Genomic DNA, 16,606 nt, shown 5'->3' with positions numbered 1-16,606 from the left:
CCTTATTATAGAATCTCTACAATTACTCTTTTGCCTTCTTTGGCGGCTGCTGCTTTGACAACGGTTCTGATAGCCTTTGCTATTCTTCCCTGCTTCCCGATTATTTTGCCCATGTCATCGGGGTGGACTTTTAATTCTATTATTACGGACTGCTCACCTTCCACCCGGTTCACCGATACATCTTCGGGATGGTCTACTAAAGCTTTAGCAATGTACTCCACCAGTTCTATCAAGATTTATTCCTCCTTCGCATCGGAATTTTGTTTGTTGTTTGACTTCTGGGCTTTGTACTTTTCAAGGATACCGGTGGTCTTAAATAAGTACTTTACGGTATCGGTAGGTTGGGCACCCTTTCTCATCCAGTCTAGGGCCTTTTCTTCATTAATTTTTATTTCAGCCGGATCTGTGAGCGGGTTATAGTAACCAATCTCCTCTATGAATCTACCGTCCCGCGGGCTCCGGCTGTCGGCCACAACGATCCGGTAAAAAGGCCTCTTTTTGGCCCCCATGCGCCTTAATCTTATCCTTACCGCCATTTTTTCACCTCCTTTTACAGGTTAAAAAAGGGCAACTTAAATCTCCCTTTTTTTCTGCCTTTTTCCAGTTCACTCAACTGCTTCACCATTTTCTTGGTTTGCTCGAATTGTTTTAAAAGCCTGTTAACGTCTTGAACCGAGGTACCGCTTCCCATGGCAATTCTCCTGCGCCGGCTTCCGTTTATAATGCTCGGATTCATGCGCTCTTCTTTGGTCATAGAATTGATTATGGCTTCTATGTGGACGAGTTCCTTCTCGTTAAATTCCACACCCTGCAGCTTCTGTGGCGAAAGGCCCGGTATCATGCTCAGGATCTGGTCGAGAGATCCCATTTTTCTGACTTGCTTCAGCTGTTCCAGAAAATCATCCAGAGTGAATTCTTCTTTCCTGATTTTTTCTTCCAGCTCCCTGGCCTTATTCTGATCTATAGCGGCAGTGGCCTTCTCGATTAGACTGAGCACATCACCCATGCCCAGGATCCTGGATGCCATCCGCTCCGGATAAAAAGGTTCCAGGTCCGTGAGCTTTTCTCCCATACCTACGAATTTTATGGGACATCCGGTAACGGCCTTTATTGAAAGCGCGGCCCCTCCTCTGGTGTCTCCGTCCAGTTTTGTCAGGATGAGCCCCGTGAGTTGCAACTTGTTATGGAAAGTTTCGGCTACATTTACAGCGTCCTGACCGGTCATGCTGTCCACTACGAGGAGAATTTCATCGGGGTTTACGGCATCCTTTATGTTTATGAGCTCCTGCATCAATTCGTCGTCTACGTGCAGCCGGCCGGCAGTATCTATAATGACGACATCGTTGTTATGCCGGGACGCGTATTCCACAGCGGCCTTGGAAATATTTACGGGATTCTGCTCTCCCATGGTAAAAACGGGTAATCCAATCTTTTCTCCCACAACCTGCAGCTGTTTGATAGCTGCGGGGCGGTATATGTCGGCCGCCACCAATAGAGGCCTTTTCCCCTTTTTTGAAAGATAAAGCCCGAGCTTTCCGGAGGTGGTGGTTTTCCCCGACCCCTGCAAACCTACCATCATGACAACGTTAACTTTTGAGGGTGAAATATTTAGTCTTGCTTCTTTCGGCCCCATTAACTTGGTGAGCTCGTCGTTTACTATTTTGATCACCTGCTGGGCGGGAGTCAAGCTCTCCAAAACCTCCTGCCCTACGGCGCGCTCGGTCACCTTCTGAATGAAATCCTTTACAACCTTGTAATTAACGTCGGCCTCCAGCAGCGCGAGTTTAACTTCCCGCATTGCCTGCTTCACGTCGGCCTCGGATAACTTCCCTTTTCCTCTTAACTTCTTGAATACGGCTTCCAGTTTTTGGGTTAAGGCTTCGAACGCCAAGTCATTCACACCCTTCTTTTATAAGCATGGCGAGTTCGTCGCACACTCTTTTCCACCTGGTCTTACCCTGTTCGCTGATAAAAGGCTCCAGCTCCTCGAGGGACTTCAGAACCCTTTCCATGCCCCTCGCCATACGAAGAAACCTTCCAACCAGTCCCAATTTCTTCTCGCAATCTTCCAGAAAAGCGGTAGAACGGTGTATGACATCAAAAACGCCCTGGCGGGTGACGCCGAAATTATCCGCAATCTCGCTTAAAGACCAGTCGCTGAAAAAGTGAAGCTCAAAAAATTCTCTTTGTCTTTCGGTCAAAAAAGCCCCGTAAAAATCGTATAAAAGGCTCAATCTCAAAAGATCCGGCATTTGTTTCACCTGTAAAGGATTAACGCTTTACATACTTATTTTATACAATAACCGAAACCTAGTCAACTGAAATTTAAAATATCGCATCCACAAAGGCTTTCGGGTCGAATTCCTGCAGGTCGTCCACACCCTCTCCGACCCCGACGAAAAGCACCGGCAGATTTAATTCCGAAGCGATGGCAACGGCCACACCGCCTTTTGCCGTACCGTCCAGTTTTGTGAGGATGATCCCGGAGATATTTACGGCTTCTTTAAAAATCCTGGCCTGCGCTATAGCGTTCTGTCCGGTGGTGGCATCCAGCACCAGCAAGCTCGAAATTCTCGCTTCTGGGTACTCCTTTTCGCTGACCCTGTAGAGTTTTTTAAGCTCCTCCATAAGGTTTTTCCTGGTGTGCAACCTGCCGGCAGTATCGCAGATTATAATATCCGCGCGGCGGGCTTTACCTGCCTGTATAGCGTCGAATAAAACCGATGCCGGATCTGATCCTTCCTGATGCTTTATAACATCCACACCCACTCTCTGTCCCCAGATCGAAAGCTGTTCGGTCGCCGCCGCTCTGAAGGTGTCAGCAGCGGCGAGGATCACTTTTTTGCCTTCAGATTTGAATTTAAAAGCCAGTTTGCCTATTGTAGTGGTTTTTCCCACGCCGTTTACTCCCACTATGAGTATAACCGACGGGGGAATAATATCGAACTTCGGCTCAGGAAAGACTTTTATGATCTCGTTTTTCAGGGCTTCCTTCAGTTCTTCCGGAGATTTAATCTTTTCTGCCTTTACCTTCTCCCTTAGACGAGAGATGAGTTTTTCCGTGGCATCAACACCTATATCAGCGGTTATAAGAATTTCTTCAAGTTCTTCGAGGGTCTCCTCATCAATTTTTGTTGAGAATTTCAAAAGGCTTTCTACTTTTTCGGCCAAGGAGTTTCTGGTTTTTGCAAGGCTCTGCTTTAGGCGCTCAAAAAAACCCATATTCACCACATCCTTTCTCTTTTTAATCTTCCAGTTTTACAGTTATTAATTTGGATACCGCGGTTTCTTCCATGGCTATGCCGTAAAGGGCGTCGGCCACCTCCATTGTACCCTTCCTGTGGGTTATTATAATCACCTGGGTATGCTCGGATACTTTTTTCAAATAACGTGTAAACCTGTCTATATTGGCATCGTCCAGAGCCGCCTCGATCTCGTCGAGTATACAAAAAGGCGTCGCCTTGATGTTCAATATTGAAAAAAGCAATGCAATTGCCGTAAGGGCCCTCTCACCACCGGATAGTAGCGTCAGGTTCTGTAGCTTTTTGCCCGGCGGCTGTGCGATTATCTCAATCCCGGAGTCCAGAGGGTTTTCCTCGTCGTCCAAAATTAATTCCGCTTTGCCTCCTCCGAAAAGTTCGACGAACACTCTTTGAAACTCCACTTTAACCCTCTTAAAGGTATCTAAAAACATTTCTTCCATGGTTTTTGTCAAGTCCTTTATAAGGTCGTCGAGTTTTATTTTTGCCTGGAGCAGGTCGTCCCTCTGGCTCTTTAAAAAATCATACCTGGATTTGAGGTTTTCGTAATCATCGATGGCATTCAAGTTAACCGGACCCAGGGTCATAATCATATCTTTTACGGAATAAAGCTCTTGCTTCATTCTTTCGTAACCGCCCAGATCCTGTTTTAGACCCAATGCGTCTTTTACGGACATGGAATATTTTTCCATAAGCCTGGCTTCTATATGTTCTATCTCAATTTTCAGCGAAGCCTCGCTTACACGGTATTCCCCCAGCGCATTCTCAGCCTTTTTCTCCTCTCGCTGGAGCCGCTCCAGATCTTTCTGGATTGCCTGGATTTTTCCTTCAACTTCTTCTTTTTGTTTCTTCATCTCTATCAAAGCATTGTGCAAATTTGCCTCATCTCTTGCGTTATCTTCCAACCTGAGCTGCAATTCCCGCATTTTTTCCACGGTGGATTCCAAGGCTTCTCGGATTGCATCCATATTTTGCTCTAGTTCTCTCTTCTCCTTTTGCCATTCTTCCTTATTCTGTTCAAGGTTTTGGATCTGATACTTGAGTCCGAGTTCTTGCTGCCTGAGAGAGTTCAAAACAGCTCTCAGGTCGTTTATTTCCGTTTCAAGTTCATCTTTTGATTTTTTACTTTCTGCAATTTCCCGCTGCAGGGTCTCCACTCTGGACTGGTGTTTTGCATTTTGCTCTTCTATAGAGCTTATATCCTCCTGCACTTTTAAAATCTGACGGTCTATATCTTCTATCTCACTTTCTATCTGCTTCTTTTCGAGTTTTAAGAGCCGCTGTCTTTCTAACCTTTCCTCCATCAAACCCTTTTTTTCCATTTGTTCTTTTTCAAGGCCTGCAATCTCAAGGTTGGATCTGTATATGTTTTGGCTGAGGGTTTCGATGGACCTTTGGGTTTTTTCCATGGCTTCTTCCAGGGAACTAATCCTGCTTTTCAGCGCGGATATTTCTTCTTCTACAATACCCATTTTCTCCTTGATTTCCCTGAATTCCCTTTTGCGGCTTAAAAACAGGCTGGATTTTTTAAAGCTGCCCCCCGTTATTGGACCGCCGGGGTTTATTATCTCACCTTCCAGCGTTACGACTTTTATACTAAAATCCGTTTTTCTGGCTATTGTCAGAGCGCTGTCCATATCTTCTGCAACAATGACCCTGCCCAGAAGATAAGTCAAAACCGGAGTAAACTTTTTATCGTATTCTATCAATTTGTAAGCGAGCCCTATACACCCCGGCAACGAGAGGATCCACTCTTCACCTGGACTTAACAACCTGGGTTTTACCGATGAAAGGGGTAGAAAAGTAACGCGGCCTAGGTTGTTACGCTTCAGATATTCTATCGCTTCTTTGGCGTTCTGTTCGGTATCGCAAACTACGTTTTGAAGCGCCCCTCCCAGGGCGGCCTCTATAGCAGTCTCTAATTTTCTGTCGGTATCAATAATATCAGCAACGGTACCGTATATCCCGCTTACATTAATTTTACCGCTTCTCAGATGGGAAAGGAGATTTTTCACGCCCAGTTGATAGCCTTCATAATTCTGATTTATTTCTTCCAATGCTCTGTAACGGGACTTTAATTCGTTAAGCAGGATAATTTTTTCCTGCAGCAATTTCCCGGTATTCCTGTATTCGCCGTTCTGCCCCTCGAGCACTTTATGCAGGTGTTCCAGTTTCTTGTTTAAATCGGAAAGGTTTCCCTTAAGACCCGTCAGCTTTCCGTTAATACCTTCCAATTCCCGCGACGTTAAAGAATTAGCTTCATCAATCTGGCTCAGTTCTTTATCTATTTGAGCTATGCGCTTTTGTAAATTGTCCTTCATGGTCCTGAGGCTTGTAATCATGTTTTTTATTTCTGAAGCGGAGTTCAGAAGGTCAATAACGTCACCCTTCAGATTATCGATAGTAGCCTGTTTTTCTTTTATCGACGAATCAACAAAAGTCAATGCCTTCTCTTTCTCGTATAATTTTAGCTCCACGCCGTTAATTTCTCTTATTTTATCTTCGAGTTCTTTGATCTTGCAGTTCAAATTGTTTCCAGCAGATTCCAGTTTTTCGTTTAAAGCGCTTAATTTTTGTTCGGTTATGTTTAGATCTTCTTTCAACCGTTTGAGCCTTTCATTCTGCCACTCTTTTTCCTTTTCTATTTCCTTTTTTTCTGTAGTTTTGTTGAAAAACTCTCCCCGGAGCCTTTCATACTCTTCCTGCTTCTTGTCCAGCTCCCTTTTTATATGTAAAAGCCTTGCTCCCAAATCGGCCTTTTTATTTCTTATTTGTTCTAGAGCTAAACTCCTTTCCGAGAGGTCCAAGACAACTTGAGCCAGTTTCTCCTGAAGCCTTTCCAAGTCCAGTAAGAGCAGGTTGACCTCCAACAGTTTTTGCCGTTTCGAAAGTCTCTGGTATTCCAGTGCCTTTTCCCGCTGAGAAAATAGAGGTTCCAGCTGAGATTCGATTTCTGTCAATATATCGTCAACTCTGGTTAAATTTGCCATTGTCTCTTCAAGTTTTTTTTCGGCTTCCCTTTTTCTGGCCCTGTGTTTCATTATCCCGGCAGTCTCTTCAAAGATCATGCGCCTCTCTTCAGGCCTGCTAATCAAAAATTCGTCCACCTGACCCTGGCTGATGATAGAATAGCCGTCCTTACCTATCCCCGTATCCATGAACAACTCCTGGATGTCCCTCAGCCTGCAGGGAACCTTGTTGAGGTAAAATTCACTTTCACCGGATCGGAACACCCGTCTTGTTATACATATTTCCGAATACTCCAGGGGCAGTAAATGGTCCGAATTATCCAGGATTATTGATACCTCAGCCATGCCCATGGGCTTTCGGCCATGACTGCCTGCAAAAATAACGTCTTCCAGCTTTGACCCGCGCAGCGTTTTAATACTCTGCTCCCCCAACACCCAGCGGATAGCGTCGGTTATGTTGCTCTTGCCGCTGCCGTTAGGACCGACAATGGCATTGATGCCTGGTTGAAATTCTATTTCGATTCTATCGGCAAAGGATTTAAAACCCTGTAGTTCGACCCTTTTTAGATACAAAAATGCAAACCTCCTTTACCTGAACCCTGCTCACCCCTTAGATTTTACCATATAAAGAGCTAAATAAAAATACCTGTCCGTAAAGACAGGTATTCACTCGCAAAAACTTATCGGGGTTCTACTATAAATTTAATTGCTGTTCTTTCTTCACCATCAATTTCAATTTCTGCAAAGGCAGGAACGGTAACCAGATCGATACCATTAGGAGCGACAAACCCTCTGGTAATTGCAATTGCCTTTACCGCTTGGTTGACAGCTCCGGCACCCACTGCCTGAAGTTCTGCTACCCCTTTTTCCCTCAGGACGGCTGCCAGAGCACCAGCAACGGCCTTGGGTTTTGACTGAGCTGACACTTTTAGTACTTCCATTCTACATATACCCCCTTAAATATTTTTTATTTAATATATTCTATGACTTACACAAAATTCCTTCTAAGTTTTAAATTTATATTGCCATATTTCTGTCTTTTAAGAATCGTATTGCCGCTTTTGCTGCGTTCTGTTCGGCCTCTTTCTTGCTTTTGCCGCAGCCGCTGCCCAGAATTTTATTTTTCCACACGACTTCGACGAAAAAAGTTTTGTTGTGATCAGGCCCCTCTTCTTTTATTACATTATAAGTTATCCTATCGGGCGAGATCCTCTGCAGCATTTCCTGAAGAGCCGTCTTGTAATCGGGGAACAATTTGCCTTTTTCGGCCCTTTCCATGACGGGTTTGAACTTTTCCCTTACAAAACCGGTTATCGCACCAAAACCCTTATCAAGATACATGGCGCCGATAAGGGCTTCAAAGGTATCGGCCAGTATGGAAGCTTTTTCCCGGCCGCCGGTGATTTCCTCACCTTTTCCCATTATTAAAAAATCTCCCAGAGTAAGCTCTCGCGAAAGATACGCCAGGCTTTCCTCGCACACCAGCAGTGCTCTTAATTTTGTCAGCTCCCCTTCCGTATAATTGGGATACTTATCGTAGATCCACTCGCTTATCACCAGTTCCAGCACAGCATCCCCCAGAAATTCAAGTCTCTGATTGTGTTCCTGGTGAGAAAGCCCCTTTTCGTAAGCATAAGAAGGATGTATGAAAGCCTGGTTAAGAATATTAAGATCATCAAAGTCCACACCCAGGATTTGCTGCAACTTTTTCAATTCACCACATCTTTTTTCATCTAAAACCATTCTTCTAAACCTCTTTTAATTTTTTATCTTGCCTATTATTATGGTAGCGTTGTGACCTCCAAATCCCATGGAGTTCGAGAGCGCCACGTTGATCGTTTTCTTGACGGGAGTATTCGGCACATAATTTAGGTCACATTCCGGGTCCGGGTTTTCATAATTGATGGTGGGGTGCACCTCATCGGTATATACCGTCATTACAGACGCAATCGCTTCCACCGCTCCTGCTGCCCCGAGAAGATGCCCTGTCATGGACTTGGTGGAACTAATGAGCAGTTTATATGCGTGTTCTCCGAATACTCCTTTTATGGCCATCGTCTCATATTTATCGTTCAGCGGAGTGGAGGTACCGTGGGCGTTAATGTAATCTATTTCTTCAGGTTGTATTCCCGCATCCCTGATAGCCGCCAGCATGGCTCTTTTCGCTCCTTCCCCCTCGGGAGCCGGTTGGGTCAAATGGTAGGCATCAGCCGTACATCCGTATCCCAGAACTTCAGCGTATATTCGAGCTCCTCTTTTCAATGCATGTTCCAGCGTTTCCATTACCAGGATACCTGCCCCTTCTCCCATAACGAAGCCGTCTCTGTCCTTATCAAAAGGACGGCTGGCCCTGGACGGATCTTCGTTTCTGGTAGATAGGGCCTTCATTGAAGAAAAGCCCGCCAGAGATAGTGGGGTAATTGGGGCTTCCGTTCCGCCCGTTATCATAACGTCCGCTTCGTTCCTCTGGAGTATCCTGAAGGCTTCGCCTATTGCCGTGGTACTCGAAGCGCATGCGGTAACGACCGTATAATTGGGTCCTTTGAGGTTGAAAAACATCGAGATCTGGCCTGCGGCCATGTTGGATATCATCATCGGGATGAAAAACGGGCTGACTCGCTTTAGTCCTTTTTCAATCAAAACTCTATGCTGTTCCTCCCAGGTTTCTACTCCGCCTATTCCGCACCCCAAAACGACCCCGACCCTAGTTGCATCAACGGAGGACAAATCAAGGCCTGCGTCATCTATGGCCATTTTCGCAGCTCCAATGCCGAACTGTGCAAAACGATCCAGCCTCTTCAATTCCTTCTTCTCAATATATTCCTCCGGGTTATAGTCCTTTACCTCCCCGGCGAATTTGGTGGGAAATTCATCGCAATTAAAGCGTGTTATATAATCAATTCCGGATTTTCCTTCCAGAAGGGATTTCCAGAACTTATCTTTTCCTGTTCCGACGGGTGATATCACTCCTAACCCTGTTATGACTACGCGCTGTTTTTGCATTTTTTCGCCCCCAAGCAAAGCTTTATTTAAAGTAAGTCCCGCGAAAACTTCACGGGACTTACCGATCAACCTTATGATGTACGATTTTTTATGTAATCTATCACGTCTTGAACGGTTTTGATCTTTTCTGCGTCTTCATCGGGGATTTCAAGGTCAAATTCTTCTTCAAAAGCCATAATTAATTCCACAATATCCAGTGAATCTGCCCCCAGGTCGTCGATAAAGGAAGCCTCGGGTACCACTTCATCTTCATCGACGCCCAACTGGTCGGCAATTATTTTCTTTACCCTGTCCAGAATTTCCATTGATTCACCCCCCTTCTATGGAGTGAAAGTCTCATTGCCTCCATTAGTTTATTCCTTATTTTAAGATATTATAAAGTAAGTCCACCGTCAATAGCGATAATCTGGCCGGTTATGTAGCTAGATTCTTCGGATGCCAAAAAAGCTACGAGGCTTGCCACATCCTCGGGTTTTCCCAATCTCTTAAGGGGAATTTTTTCAGCTATGACTTCCTCTGAAGTTTTCTGAATCACCTCCGACGTCATGTCGGTCTTTATGAATCCCGGGGCAACGGCATTTACGGTTATGCCTCTGCCGCCCAATTCCTTCGCCAGCGCTTTAGTAAATCCTATTATTCCCGCTTTAGCAGCAGCGTAATTTGCCTGCCCTGCATTGCCATATATACCGACTACCGAGGAAATGTTAATTATCCTTCCACACCGCTGCTTAACCATATACTTTACAACACCTTTTGTGGTATTATAAAGGCCCTTTAAATTGGTGTTGATCACATCATCCCAATCTTTTTCGCTCATACGTAGTATCAGCGCATCCCTCGTTATTCCGGCATTGTTCACAAGTACATCTATTCGGCCGAATTTTTGGTAAACGTCTTCAACCATCCTGGCGGCCTGATTGTAATCGGCAACGTTGGCCCCGTAGGCCATTGCCGTGCCGCCGAAACTTTCTATCTCGGCCACGGTATCCAGAGCTGATTTTTCATTTGTCTTATAGTTCACTACTACGTTAGCTCCGCTCCGGGCTAGTTTAATACTTATGCTCCTACCTATCCCTCTAGAACCTCCCGTAACTATACAAATTTTACCCGATAAGTCCATTATTTTCTCCCCCTAAAGAAAGCTATGGTCTTGCGCAAGGATTCCACATCCTCCACGTTTAGGGTAACCAGGCTTCTGTCGATTTTTTTGACAAACCCCGAAAGCGCTCTACCGGGACCTAACTCCACAAAAGTATCCACTCCCATTTCCTTCATTTTGTTGACGCTGTCTTCCCAGAGTACCGGAGAGCTCACCTGTTTTACCAGAAGTTCCTTTATTGTGGCACCGTCGGAAACCGGGTCCGCAGTTACGTTTGAAATCAGGGGAATTTTAGCAGATTTTATGTGGACTTTGCCCAGCTCCACGGCAAGCTTTTCACCCGCCGGCTTAAGCAGGCTGCAGTGGAAGGGTGCGCTTACGTGCAACATGACGGCTTTCCTGGCGCCCTTTCCCTTGGCGATCTCTACCGCTTTTTCGACAGCTCTCACTTCCCCGGAAATAACTATCTGATCCGGACAGTTGAAATTAGCGGCTTCCACTATCCCTGCTTCCGAAGCAAGTTCACAAACTCTGAGCACCTCCTGTTTTTCGAGGCCGATTACTGCGGCCATGGCTCCCCGACCCAGCGGCACGGCTTCCTGCATATATATGCCTCTCTTGCGCACAAGGGGCACCGCTTCTTCGAAGTCTATGGATTCTGCAGCTACAAGGGCAGAATACTCTCCCAGGCTCAACCCCGCCACCACGTTGGGGACTATTCCTTCTTCTTTCAGTAAGAAGTAGCAGGCTACGCTGTGAGTCAAAATGGCCGGCTGGGTGTTGGCGGTTTCCTTCAGCCTTTCTTCAGGACCGTTAAAACAAATTTCGGAAATTTTATAACCCAATACTTCGTCGGCCATGTCGAATATTTTTCTTGCTGTTTCAAAATTATCGATCAACTCTTTACCCATACCGACATACTGGGCACCCTGCCCGGCAAACAAAAACGCCACTTTTCCCATCAACACTACCTCCACTTTTGGCCGGTCGCCATTTCATCCAGCAGCATACTGGCAGCATTTATAATCTCTTCTATTATGTCTTTTACTGGTTTAATTTCGTTTACAAGGCCGGCTACCTGCCCTGCCATCAAAGAACCGTTTTCCGCATCGCCTTCTACCGCTGCTTTCAGTTTTCCCGCTCCGAGAGCCTCATACTCTTTCAAGTCAGCCCCCTTTTGCTCCAGCAGCTCGAACTTTCTCGCCAGTTTGTTCTTCAACACCCTTACCGGGTGCCCGGTAGACCTCCCGGTTACCACGGTACTCCGGTCTCCAGCCTTGATGATGGCCTGTTTGTAATTTTCGTGGACTGTGCATTCCTTCGAACACACGAATCTGGTACCCATTTGAACACCCTTCGCTCCCAGGGCTAAAGCGGCAAGGAATCCTCTGGCGTCCGCGATACCTCCGGCAGCTATTACCGGGATTTTAACGGCATCAACCACCTGGGGTACCAGAGCCATAGTCGTGATTTCTCCTATATGACCACCGCACTCCATGCCTTCGGCGATAACCGCATCCACACCTATTTTTTCAAGTCTCTGGGCCAAGGCGACTGATGCAATTACCGGTATTATTTTGGTCCCGGCTTCCTTCAGGCTGGCTATGTATTTGCCCGGGTTCCCGGCTCCGGTGGTCACTACTGGGACTCTTTCTTCGATGATTACCTTCATTACTTCATCCACGAAAGGAGACATAAAATATACGTTAACCCCAAAGGGCTTATCCGTCAGGGATCTGGTTTTTCTGATCTCTTCCCTTACAGCCTCAGCCGGTGCTTTGCCCGCCCCTATTACGCCTAGACCACCGGCATTGGAGACAGCCGCTGCCAGTTCGGCGGTGGCGACCCAGGCCATTCCTCCTTGTATTATCGGGTATTTTATCCCCAGCAGATCGCATATTTCTGTGTGGAACATCGGACTCCCCCTAACAACTAGTGGTAATATACGATTCCTATGAGGCCCGGCCCTGTGTGAGCCCCCAGAACGCACCCCAGAGAAGTGAGGTAAAGCTCTCTGAATTCAAATCTTTCTTCGATGAGTTCTTTAAATCGCAAGGCTTCCTCAAGGCAATCGGAATGTACAACGGCAGCCGTAAGTGGTCCTTTGGCCGCCTCCTGAGAAACTTTTTCCACCAGCTTATTGAGCGCCTTTGATTTTCCCCGGATTCTTTCCACAGGAGTTATCAGGCCGTCTTCAAAAGTAAGCATCGGTTTTATATTGAGCAGATTTCCGAGAAACGCCGCAGCTCTTCCTATCCTGCCGCCCTTTTGCAGGTACTCGAGTGTGTCCACCAAAAAATATATCCGGATTCTCTTTTTCAAACCCTCTACTTTATCGAGGATCTCACCCGGTTGTTTACCTTCCCGGGCCGCTTTGGCCGCTTCTATTGCCATAAATCCCAGTACCATCGACGCTCCTTGTGAATCCACCGCATCCACTGGAATATCAACCATGCTCCCGGCCACAATGGCGGAATTGTAGGTTCCGCTCAGTTTACTAGACAGGTGGATAGAAATTAAGTGCGTAGCATCCGTTGCCAGTTTTTCATAGCATTCGACAAACTCGGCAGGAGACGGCTGGGATGTTCGGGGATGATGGGGCGATGTCCTCAACTTTTTATAGAACTCATCGGGCGTTATATCAATACCATCCCTGTATTCTTCATCCCCGAAAAATATTTTTAACGGCACTATGCCGATTTCGTACCTCTCCACCATATCGGGCGGTAAGTCCGCCGTGCTGTCGGTCACTATTTTTACAGACCCCATAAGCTCACCTGCCAATCCATTTCAGTCGAAACTCCACTCTATAAGATTAGCTCCCCAGGTAAGGCCGGCTCCGAACCCAACCACCACTACCTTATCACCTTTTTTAATTCGTTTTTCCCTAACGGCTTCGTCCAAGGCTACCGGAATCGATGCGGCAGACATGTTGCCGTATCTATCCAGGTTGACCATAACCTTTTCTTTAGGAATGTTGAGCCTTTTTATGGCTGCATCGATAATCCTCATATTCGCCTGGTGCGGGATTATAAAATCCACGTCATCCGTGGTAAGGTTGGCACTCTCAACCACCTGTCTTGTAGCTACTTCCATAATCTTTACTGCAAATTTAAATACCTCGTTGCCGTTCATTTTAATATAGTGCTTCCGTTCCCTGACCGTTTCAATACTAGCGGGCTCCCTAGAACCACCTGCAGGCATAAAAAGCAGGTCTGTTCCCCTTCCATCGGCTCCCAGAAGGCTCTCCAGAATTCCTCCCTGTTCAACCTCGCTCACTACGGCTGCTCCGGCACCGTCTCCGAACAGCACGCACGTATTCCTGTCCTGCCAGTCAACAATTTTTGAAAGTGTTTCGGCTCCAAAGATAAGAATATTTCTGTATGTGCCGTTTTTGATAAACTGGGTAGCGATAGTCAGGGCGTATATAAAACCGGTGCATCCGGCCGACAGGTCGAACGCTGCTGCCCTGAACGCTCCTATCTTTCTCTGAACGACGCATGCGGTCGACGGAAACATCATGTCAGGAGTTACCGTTGCTCCTATGATCAAATCGAGTTCCTCTGGATCCATGGCTGCCTTTTCCAGGGCCTTGAGCGATGCTTTCACAGCTATATCGGAGGTAGCAGTATCTTCGCCGGCAATCCGTCGGTAAGAAATTCCCGTCCTGGTCTTTATCCATTCATCTGAAGTTTCTACCATCTTTTCCAGATCACTGTTTGCAAGTACTTTTTCCGGAGTATAGGAGCCCAAACCTATAATGCCAGCCCTTTTCAAGATGATATCTCTCCTTCTATATCTAAAAGCGCTTTTTTCAATTTTAAATGTACGTTACTTTCAGCAAACTGTTTTGCCAGCTTGATACCGTTGAATATCGCCTTTCTGTCCGACGAACCGTGACATTTTATAAGAATTCCGTCAAGACCGAGAAACATCGCCCCACCGTATTCGGAATAATCCATCCTGGCTTTGACGGCTTTTAAAGCCGGCTTTATCAAAAGGGCTCCTAGTGAGTATGTAAATTTCCCTTTGACTTCGGTTTTTAACAGGTCCAGCAAAAAGCTCCCGAAACCTTCAACGGTCTTGAGGAATATGTTGCCCACGAATCCGTCGCACACTACCACGTCAAAATGGCCATCGAAAAAGTCCCTGGCTTCTACGTTTCCCCCGAAGTTGATATCCTTTAATTCTCTCAATAGCCCGTAAGCCGTTTTAACGGCACTATTCCCCTTTTCTTCCTCGACGCCTATGTTGAGCAATCCTACTCTGGGGTTCTCAACGCCCAGGATCTCCCTGCTGTAGACGCTCCCCATGACGGCAAACTGGACGAGATTTCTGGGTTTTGAATCGCTGTTTGCGCCGATATCCAGCAATAGCGTCGGCTTTTTTCTGGTAGGAACCAGGGTTGCAATGGCAGGCCTGTCAACACCCTCAAACCTCCCGAGGATGAAAAGACCGCCGGCCATTAGGGCGCCGGTACTCCCGGCGGAAACCATAGCGTTACCTCGTCCTTCTTTCAGCAGCTTCAAGCCTTTGGGAATTGACGCATCCTTTTTAGTCCTGATTGCTGCCACGGGCGGTTCATCGTTACCTATAACTTCAGCGGCATTCACCACTTCGATTTTCGGCACCGGGGTCGCCATATAATACCGGATTTTTTCTTCATTGCCTACCAGGACGACGTCCACGGCCAGGTTTTTAACCGCCTCTAAAGCACCCAAAACCACTTCCTTCGGGGCGTTGTCTCCTCCCATGGCATCTACAATAATCTTCATACATTCACCTCGCCATCTAATGATACCAGGATAAACTTACCCCGAAACACTTCCCGCTGCTTTTCATACACCCTTACAAACACGAACTGTTTATTGCCCCTGACCCTAGTAACTTCCGCTTTTGCAACGAGTTTCTGCCCCGCGAATACGGGAGATTTGTATTTTATATTGGCAACTCCCGTCAGAGCTACGTTTGCATCTATTACAGCTATGGCCAGCGAGTTTGCCTGGGCAAATATGAATTCTCCCCTCACTATTTTGGTTTTTTCGAAAGTCATATCTTCAGTGGTTTCCAATACAGAAATACCCCTTTTGCCCAGTTCTAGATCTACCAGTTCCCCGACGATTTCTTTTATACCTATCGCTCTGACTTTGGAGTAGTTTTCCTGAGCTACAGCTTTTATTCTTTCACGAAGCTCCGGGATTTTAAGCTCCATCCGGTCCAGCCTTATGGTCTGGATGCTGACGTTAAACCTCTCCGCTAGTTCTTCGTCGGTTAAAAAAGGGTCATCAGCAAGCAATGTCTGTAGCTCCTTTTGCCTTTCTTTTTTTGACAACCCTTTTTTAAACAATATGATCACCCTCAATAATAGTTGCTTTTAGGAGCAGCTATTAAAAGTATATATTATTTAAAAACCAAAATCAACCTTGAAAAAATAAAATTTAACGGATAAAAACAAAAGAGAGAACATACTTCTTGAGTACGTTCTCCCTTTTACGCGTTGTTACTCGGCTTCCACTTTTACTACTTGGCGGCCTTTATAATACCCGCAGTTGGGGCATATCCTGTGAGGCATCTTTACATGATGGCAGTGAGGGCACCGGTTGATGGACGGCAATGTGAGCTTCCACTGGGCCCTGCGTTTTGCTGTCCTGGCTTTGGAAAATCTGCGTTTTGGATTTGCCATTCTAGCACCTCCTAATCATTGCTTGTATCCAGCAATTTTTGTAACACCCGCAATCTCGGGTCAATTTTTGTTTCGTTGCAACTGCATTCTCCGCTATTAAGATCTGCACCGCAGTCGGGGCAAAATCCCCGGCAATCGGGCGAGCACAGCACTTTGCTGGGCAGGTTTAATATTATTTCGTTAATTACGGGAGTTTCGAGTTTGATAGTATCTTCCTCTATTGGAAATACTTCATCTTCCTCTTCCCTGTACTTTTCAGGAGATTCACTGAATTTGAAGTTGAAATCGATCTTCAGGTTAACCTGGGTTTTTGCGAGGCACCTGTAGCACCGATCCTCGATGATGGCATGTATTACACCGGTAACCCCGTAAAGCTTTTTCCCTAGGTTCTCAACCCTGCCGCTCACCCTGAGCGGAGCCACAAATTCTATCCTCTCTCCTTTGAACTCCAGTCCTTCTACCTTCTCCTCTACATCAAAATCGTACGCTGCACCAACCCTCTGCTTTATGTCTGCGATAGAGAGTTCCAATTAAATTCACCTTCATTCGAAATACTTAACTCATTTAATTATAAAAGGACCGAAGGTTACTG

General features: G+C 46.2%; 19 protein-coding genes. All 19 read right to left on the bottom strand.

The genetic code is table 11. From position 1 onward, the window contains the following. Window positions 1–5: 5 nt before the first annotated feature. Window positions 6–233, bottom strand: a complete 228-nt coding sequence (locus TOCE_RS05315) for a KH domain-containing protein (protein WP_013275869.1) — start codon at window positions 231–233, stop codon at window positions 6–8. A 3-nt stretch (window positions 234–236) separates the two neighbouring features. After that, entirely contained in the window at window positions 237–536 is a 300-nt protein-coding gene (gene rpsP / locus TOCE_RS05310; protein WP_013275868.1) for a 30S ribosomal protein S16, read from the bottom strand. A 14-nt stretch (window positions 537–550) separates the two neighbouring features. Beyond that, window positions 551–1,891, bottom strand: coding sequence for a signal recognition particle protein (gene ffh / locus TOCE_RS05305; RefSeq protein ID WP_013275867.1), 1,341 nt, complete (start codon window positions 1,889–1,891; stop codon window positions 551–553). A gap of 1 nt (window position 1,892) precedes the next feature. Beyond that, window positions 1,893–2,252 carry a YlxM family DNA-binding protein gene (gene ylxM / locus TOCE_RS05300; protein WP_013275866.1) on the bottom strand — a complete coding sequence of 120 codons (360 nt, stop codon included), beginning with the start codon at window positions 2,250–2,252 and terminating at the stop codon, window positions 1,893–1,895. Between the two features lie 73 nt (window positions 2,253–2,325). Next, window positions 2,326–3,222 carry a signal recognition particle-docking protein FtsY gene (ftsY, locus tag TOCE_RS05295; RefSeq protein ID WP_013275865.1) on the bottom strand — a complete coding sequence of 299 codons (897 nt, stop codon included), beginning with the start codon at window positions 3,220–3,222 and terminating at the stop codon, window positions 2,326–2,328. A 22-nt stretch (window positions 3,223–3,244) separates the two neighbouring features. After that, on the bottom strand, window positions 3,245–6,802 hold the full coding sequence (smc, locus tag TOCE_RS05290; RefSeq protein WP_013275864.1) for a chromosome segregation protein SMC: 3,558 nt from the start codon (window positions 6,800–6,802) through the stop codon (window positions 3,245–3,247). 107 nt (window positions 6,803–6,909) lie between these two features. Further along, window positions 6,910–7,170, bottom strand: coding sequence for a stage V sporulation protein S (locus TOCE_RS05285; RefSeq protein ID WP_013275863.1), 261 nt, complete (start codon window positions 7,168–7,170; stop codon window positions 6,910–6,912). A 76-nt stretch (window positions 7,171–7,246) separates the two neighbouring features. Beyond that, window positions 7,247–7,972 (bottom strand): ribonuclease III, encoded by a 726-nt coding sequence (gene rnc / locus TOCE_RS05280; protein WP_013275862.1) that lies wholly within the window; start codon window positions 7,970–7,972, stop codon window positions 7,247–7,249. Window positions 7,973–7,987: 15 nt separating this feature from the next. After that, window positions 7,988–9,232 (bottom strand): beta-ketoacyl-ACP synthase II, encoded by a 1,245-nt coding sequence (gene fabF / locus TOCE_RS05275; protein ID WP_013275861.1) that lies wholly within the window; start codon window positions 9,230–9,232, stop codon window positions 7,988–7,990. 71 nt (window positions 9,233–9,303) lie between these two features. Then, entirely contained in the window at window positions 9,304–9,537 is a 234-nt protein-coding gene (gene acpP / locus TOCE_RS05270) for an acyl carrier protein (RefSeq protein ID WP_013275860.1), read from the bottom strand. Window positions 9,538–9,605: 68 nt separating this feature from the next. Continuing rightward, window positions 9,606–10,352: a 3-oxoacyl-[acyl-carrier-protein] reductase gene (gene fabG / locus TOCE_RS05265; protein ID WP_013275859.1), complete on the bottom strand. Its 747-nt coding sequence runs from the start codon at window positions 10,350–10,352 to the stop codon at window positions 9,606–9,608. Continuing rightward, entirely contained in the window at window positions 10,352–11,293 is a 942-nt protein-coding gene (gene fabD / locus TOCE_RS05260; RefSeq protein WP_013275858.1) for an ACP S-malonyltransferase, read from the bottom strand. Before fabD ends, fabG begins: the two co-directional genes overlap by 1 nt. Before the next feature lie 5 nt (window positions 11,294–11,298). Next, window positions 11,299–12,246 (bottom strand): enoyl-[acyl-carrier-protein] reductase FabK, encoded by a 948-nt coding sequence (fabK, locus tag TOCE_RS05255; protein ID WP_013275857.1) that lies wholly within the window; start codon window positions 12,244–12,246, stop codon window positions 11,299–11,301. 17 nt (window positions 12,247–12,263) lie between these two features. Then, window positions 12,264–13,100 (bottom strand): DegV family protein, encoded by an 837-nt coding sequence (locus TOCE_RS05250; protein WP_013275856.1) that lies wholly within the window; start codon window positions 13,098–13,100, stop codon window positions 12,264–12,266. 21 nt (window positions 13,101–13,121) lie between these two features. Further along, on the bottom strand, window positions 13,122–14,108 hold the full coding sequence (locus TOCE_RS05245) for a beta-ketoacyl-ACP synthase III (RefSeq protein WP_013275855.1): 987 nt from the start codon (window positions 14,106–14,108) through the stop codon (window positions 13,122–13,124). Further along, the gene (gene plsX, locus TOCE_RS05240; RefSeq protein ID WP_013275854.1) at window positions 14,105–15,106 is read right to left on the bottom strand and encodes a phosphate acyltransferase PlsX; all 1,002 of its coding nucleotides are present in this window, start codon (window positions 15,104–15,106) and stop codon (window positions 14,105–14,107) included. The genes TOCE_RS05245 and plsX overlap by 4 nt, the downstream gene beginning before the upstream one ends. Further along, window positions 15,103–15,678, bottom strand: a complete 576-nt coding sequence (gene fapR / locus TOCE_RS05235) for a transcription factor FapR (protein WP_013275853.1) — start codon at window positions 15,676–15,678, stop codon at window positions 15,103–15,105. The genes plsX and fapR overlap by 4 nt, the downstream gene beginning before the upstream one ends. A 153-nt stretch (window positions 15,679–15,831) precedes the next feature. Further along, complete coding sequence (rpmF, locus tag TOCE_RS05230; RefSeq protein ID WP_013275852.1) at window positions 15,832–16,014, bottom strand: 50S ribosomal protein L32; 183 nt, start codon at window positions 16,012–16,014, stop codon at window positions 15,832–15,834. An 11-nt stretch (window positions 16,015–16,025) separates the two neighbouring features. Then, the gene (locus TOCE_RS05225; protein ID WP_013275851.1) at window positions 16,026–16,544 is read right to left on the bottom strand and encodes a YceD family protein; all 519 of its coding nucleotides are present in this window, start codon (window positions 16,542–16,544) and stop codon (window positions 16,026–16,028) included. Window positions 16,545–16,606: the final 62 nt, after the last annotated feature.

Source organism: Thermosediminibacter oceani DSM 16646, from assembly GCF_000144645.1.
GTDB lineage: Bacteria > Bacillota > Thermosediminibacteria > Thermosediminibacterales > Thermosediminibacteraceae > Thermosediminibacter > Thermosediminibacter oceani.
This window is presented reverse-complemented; position numbering and strand designations above follow the sequence as displayed.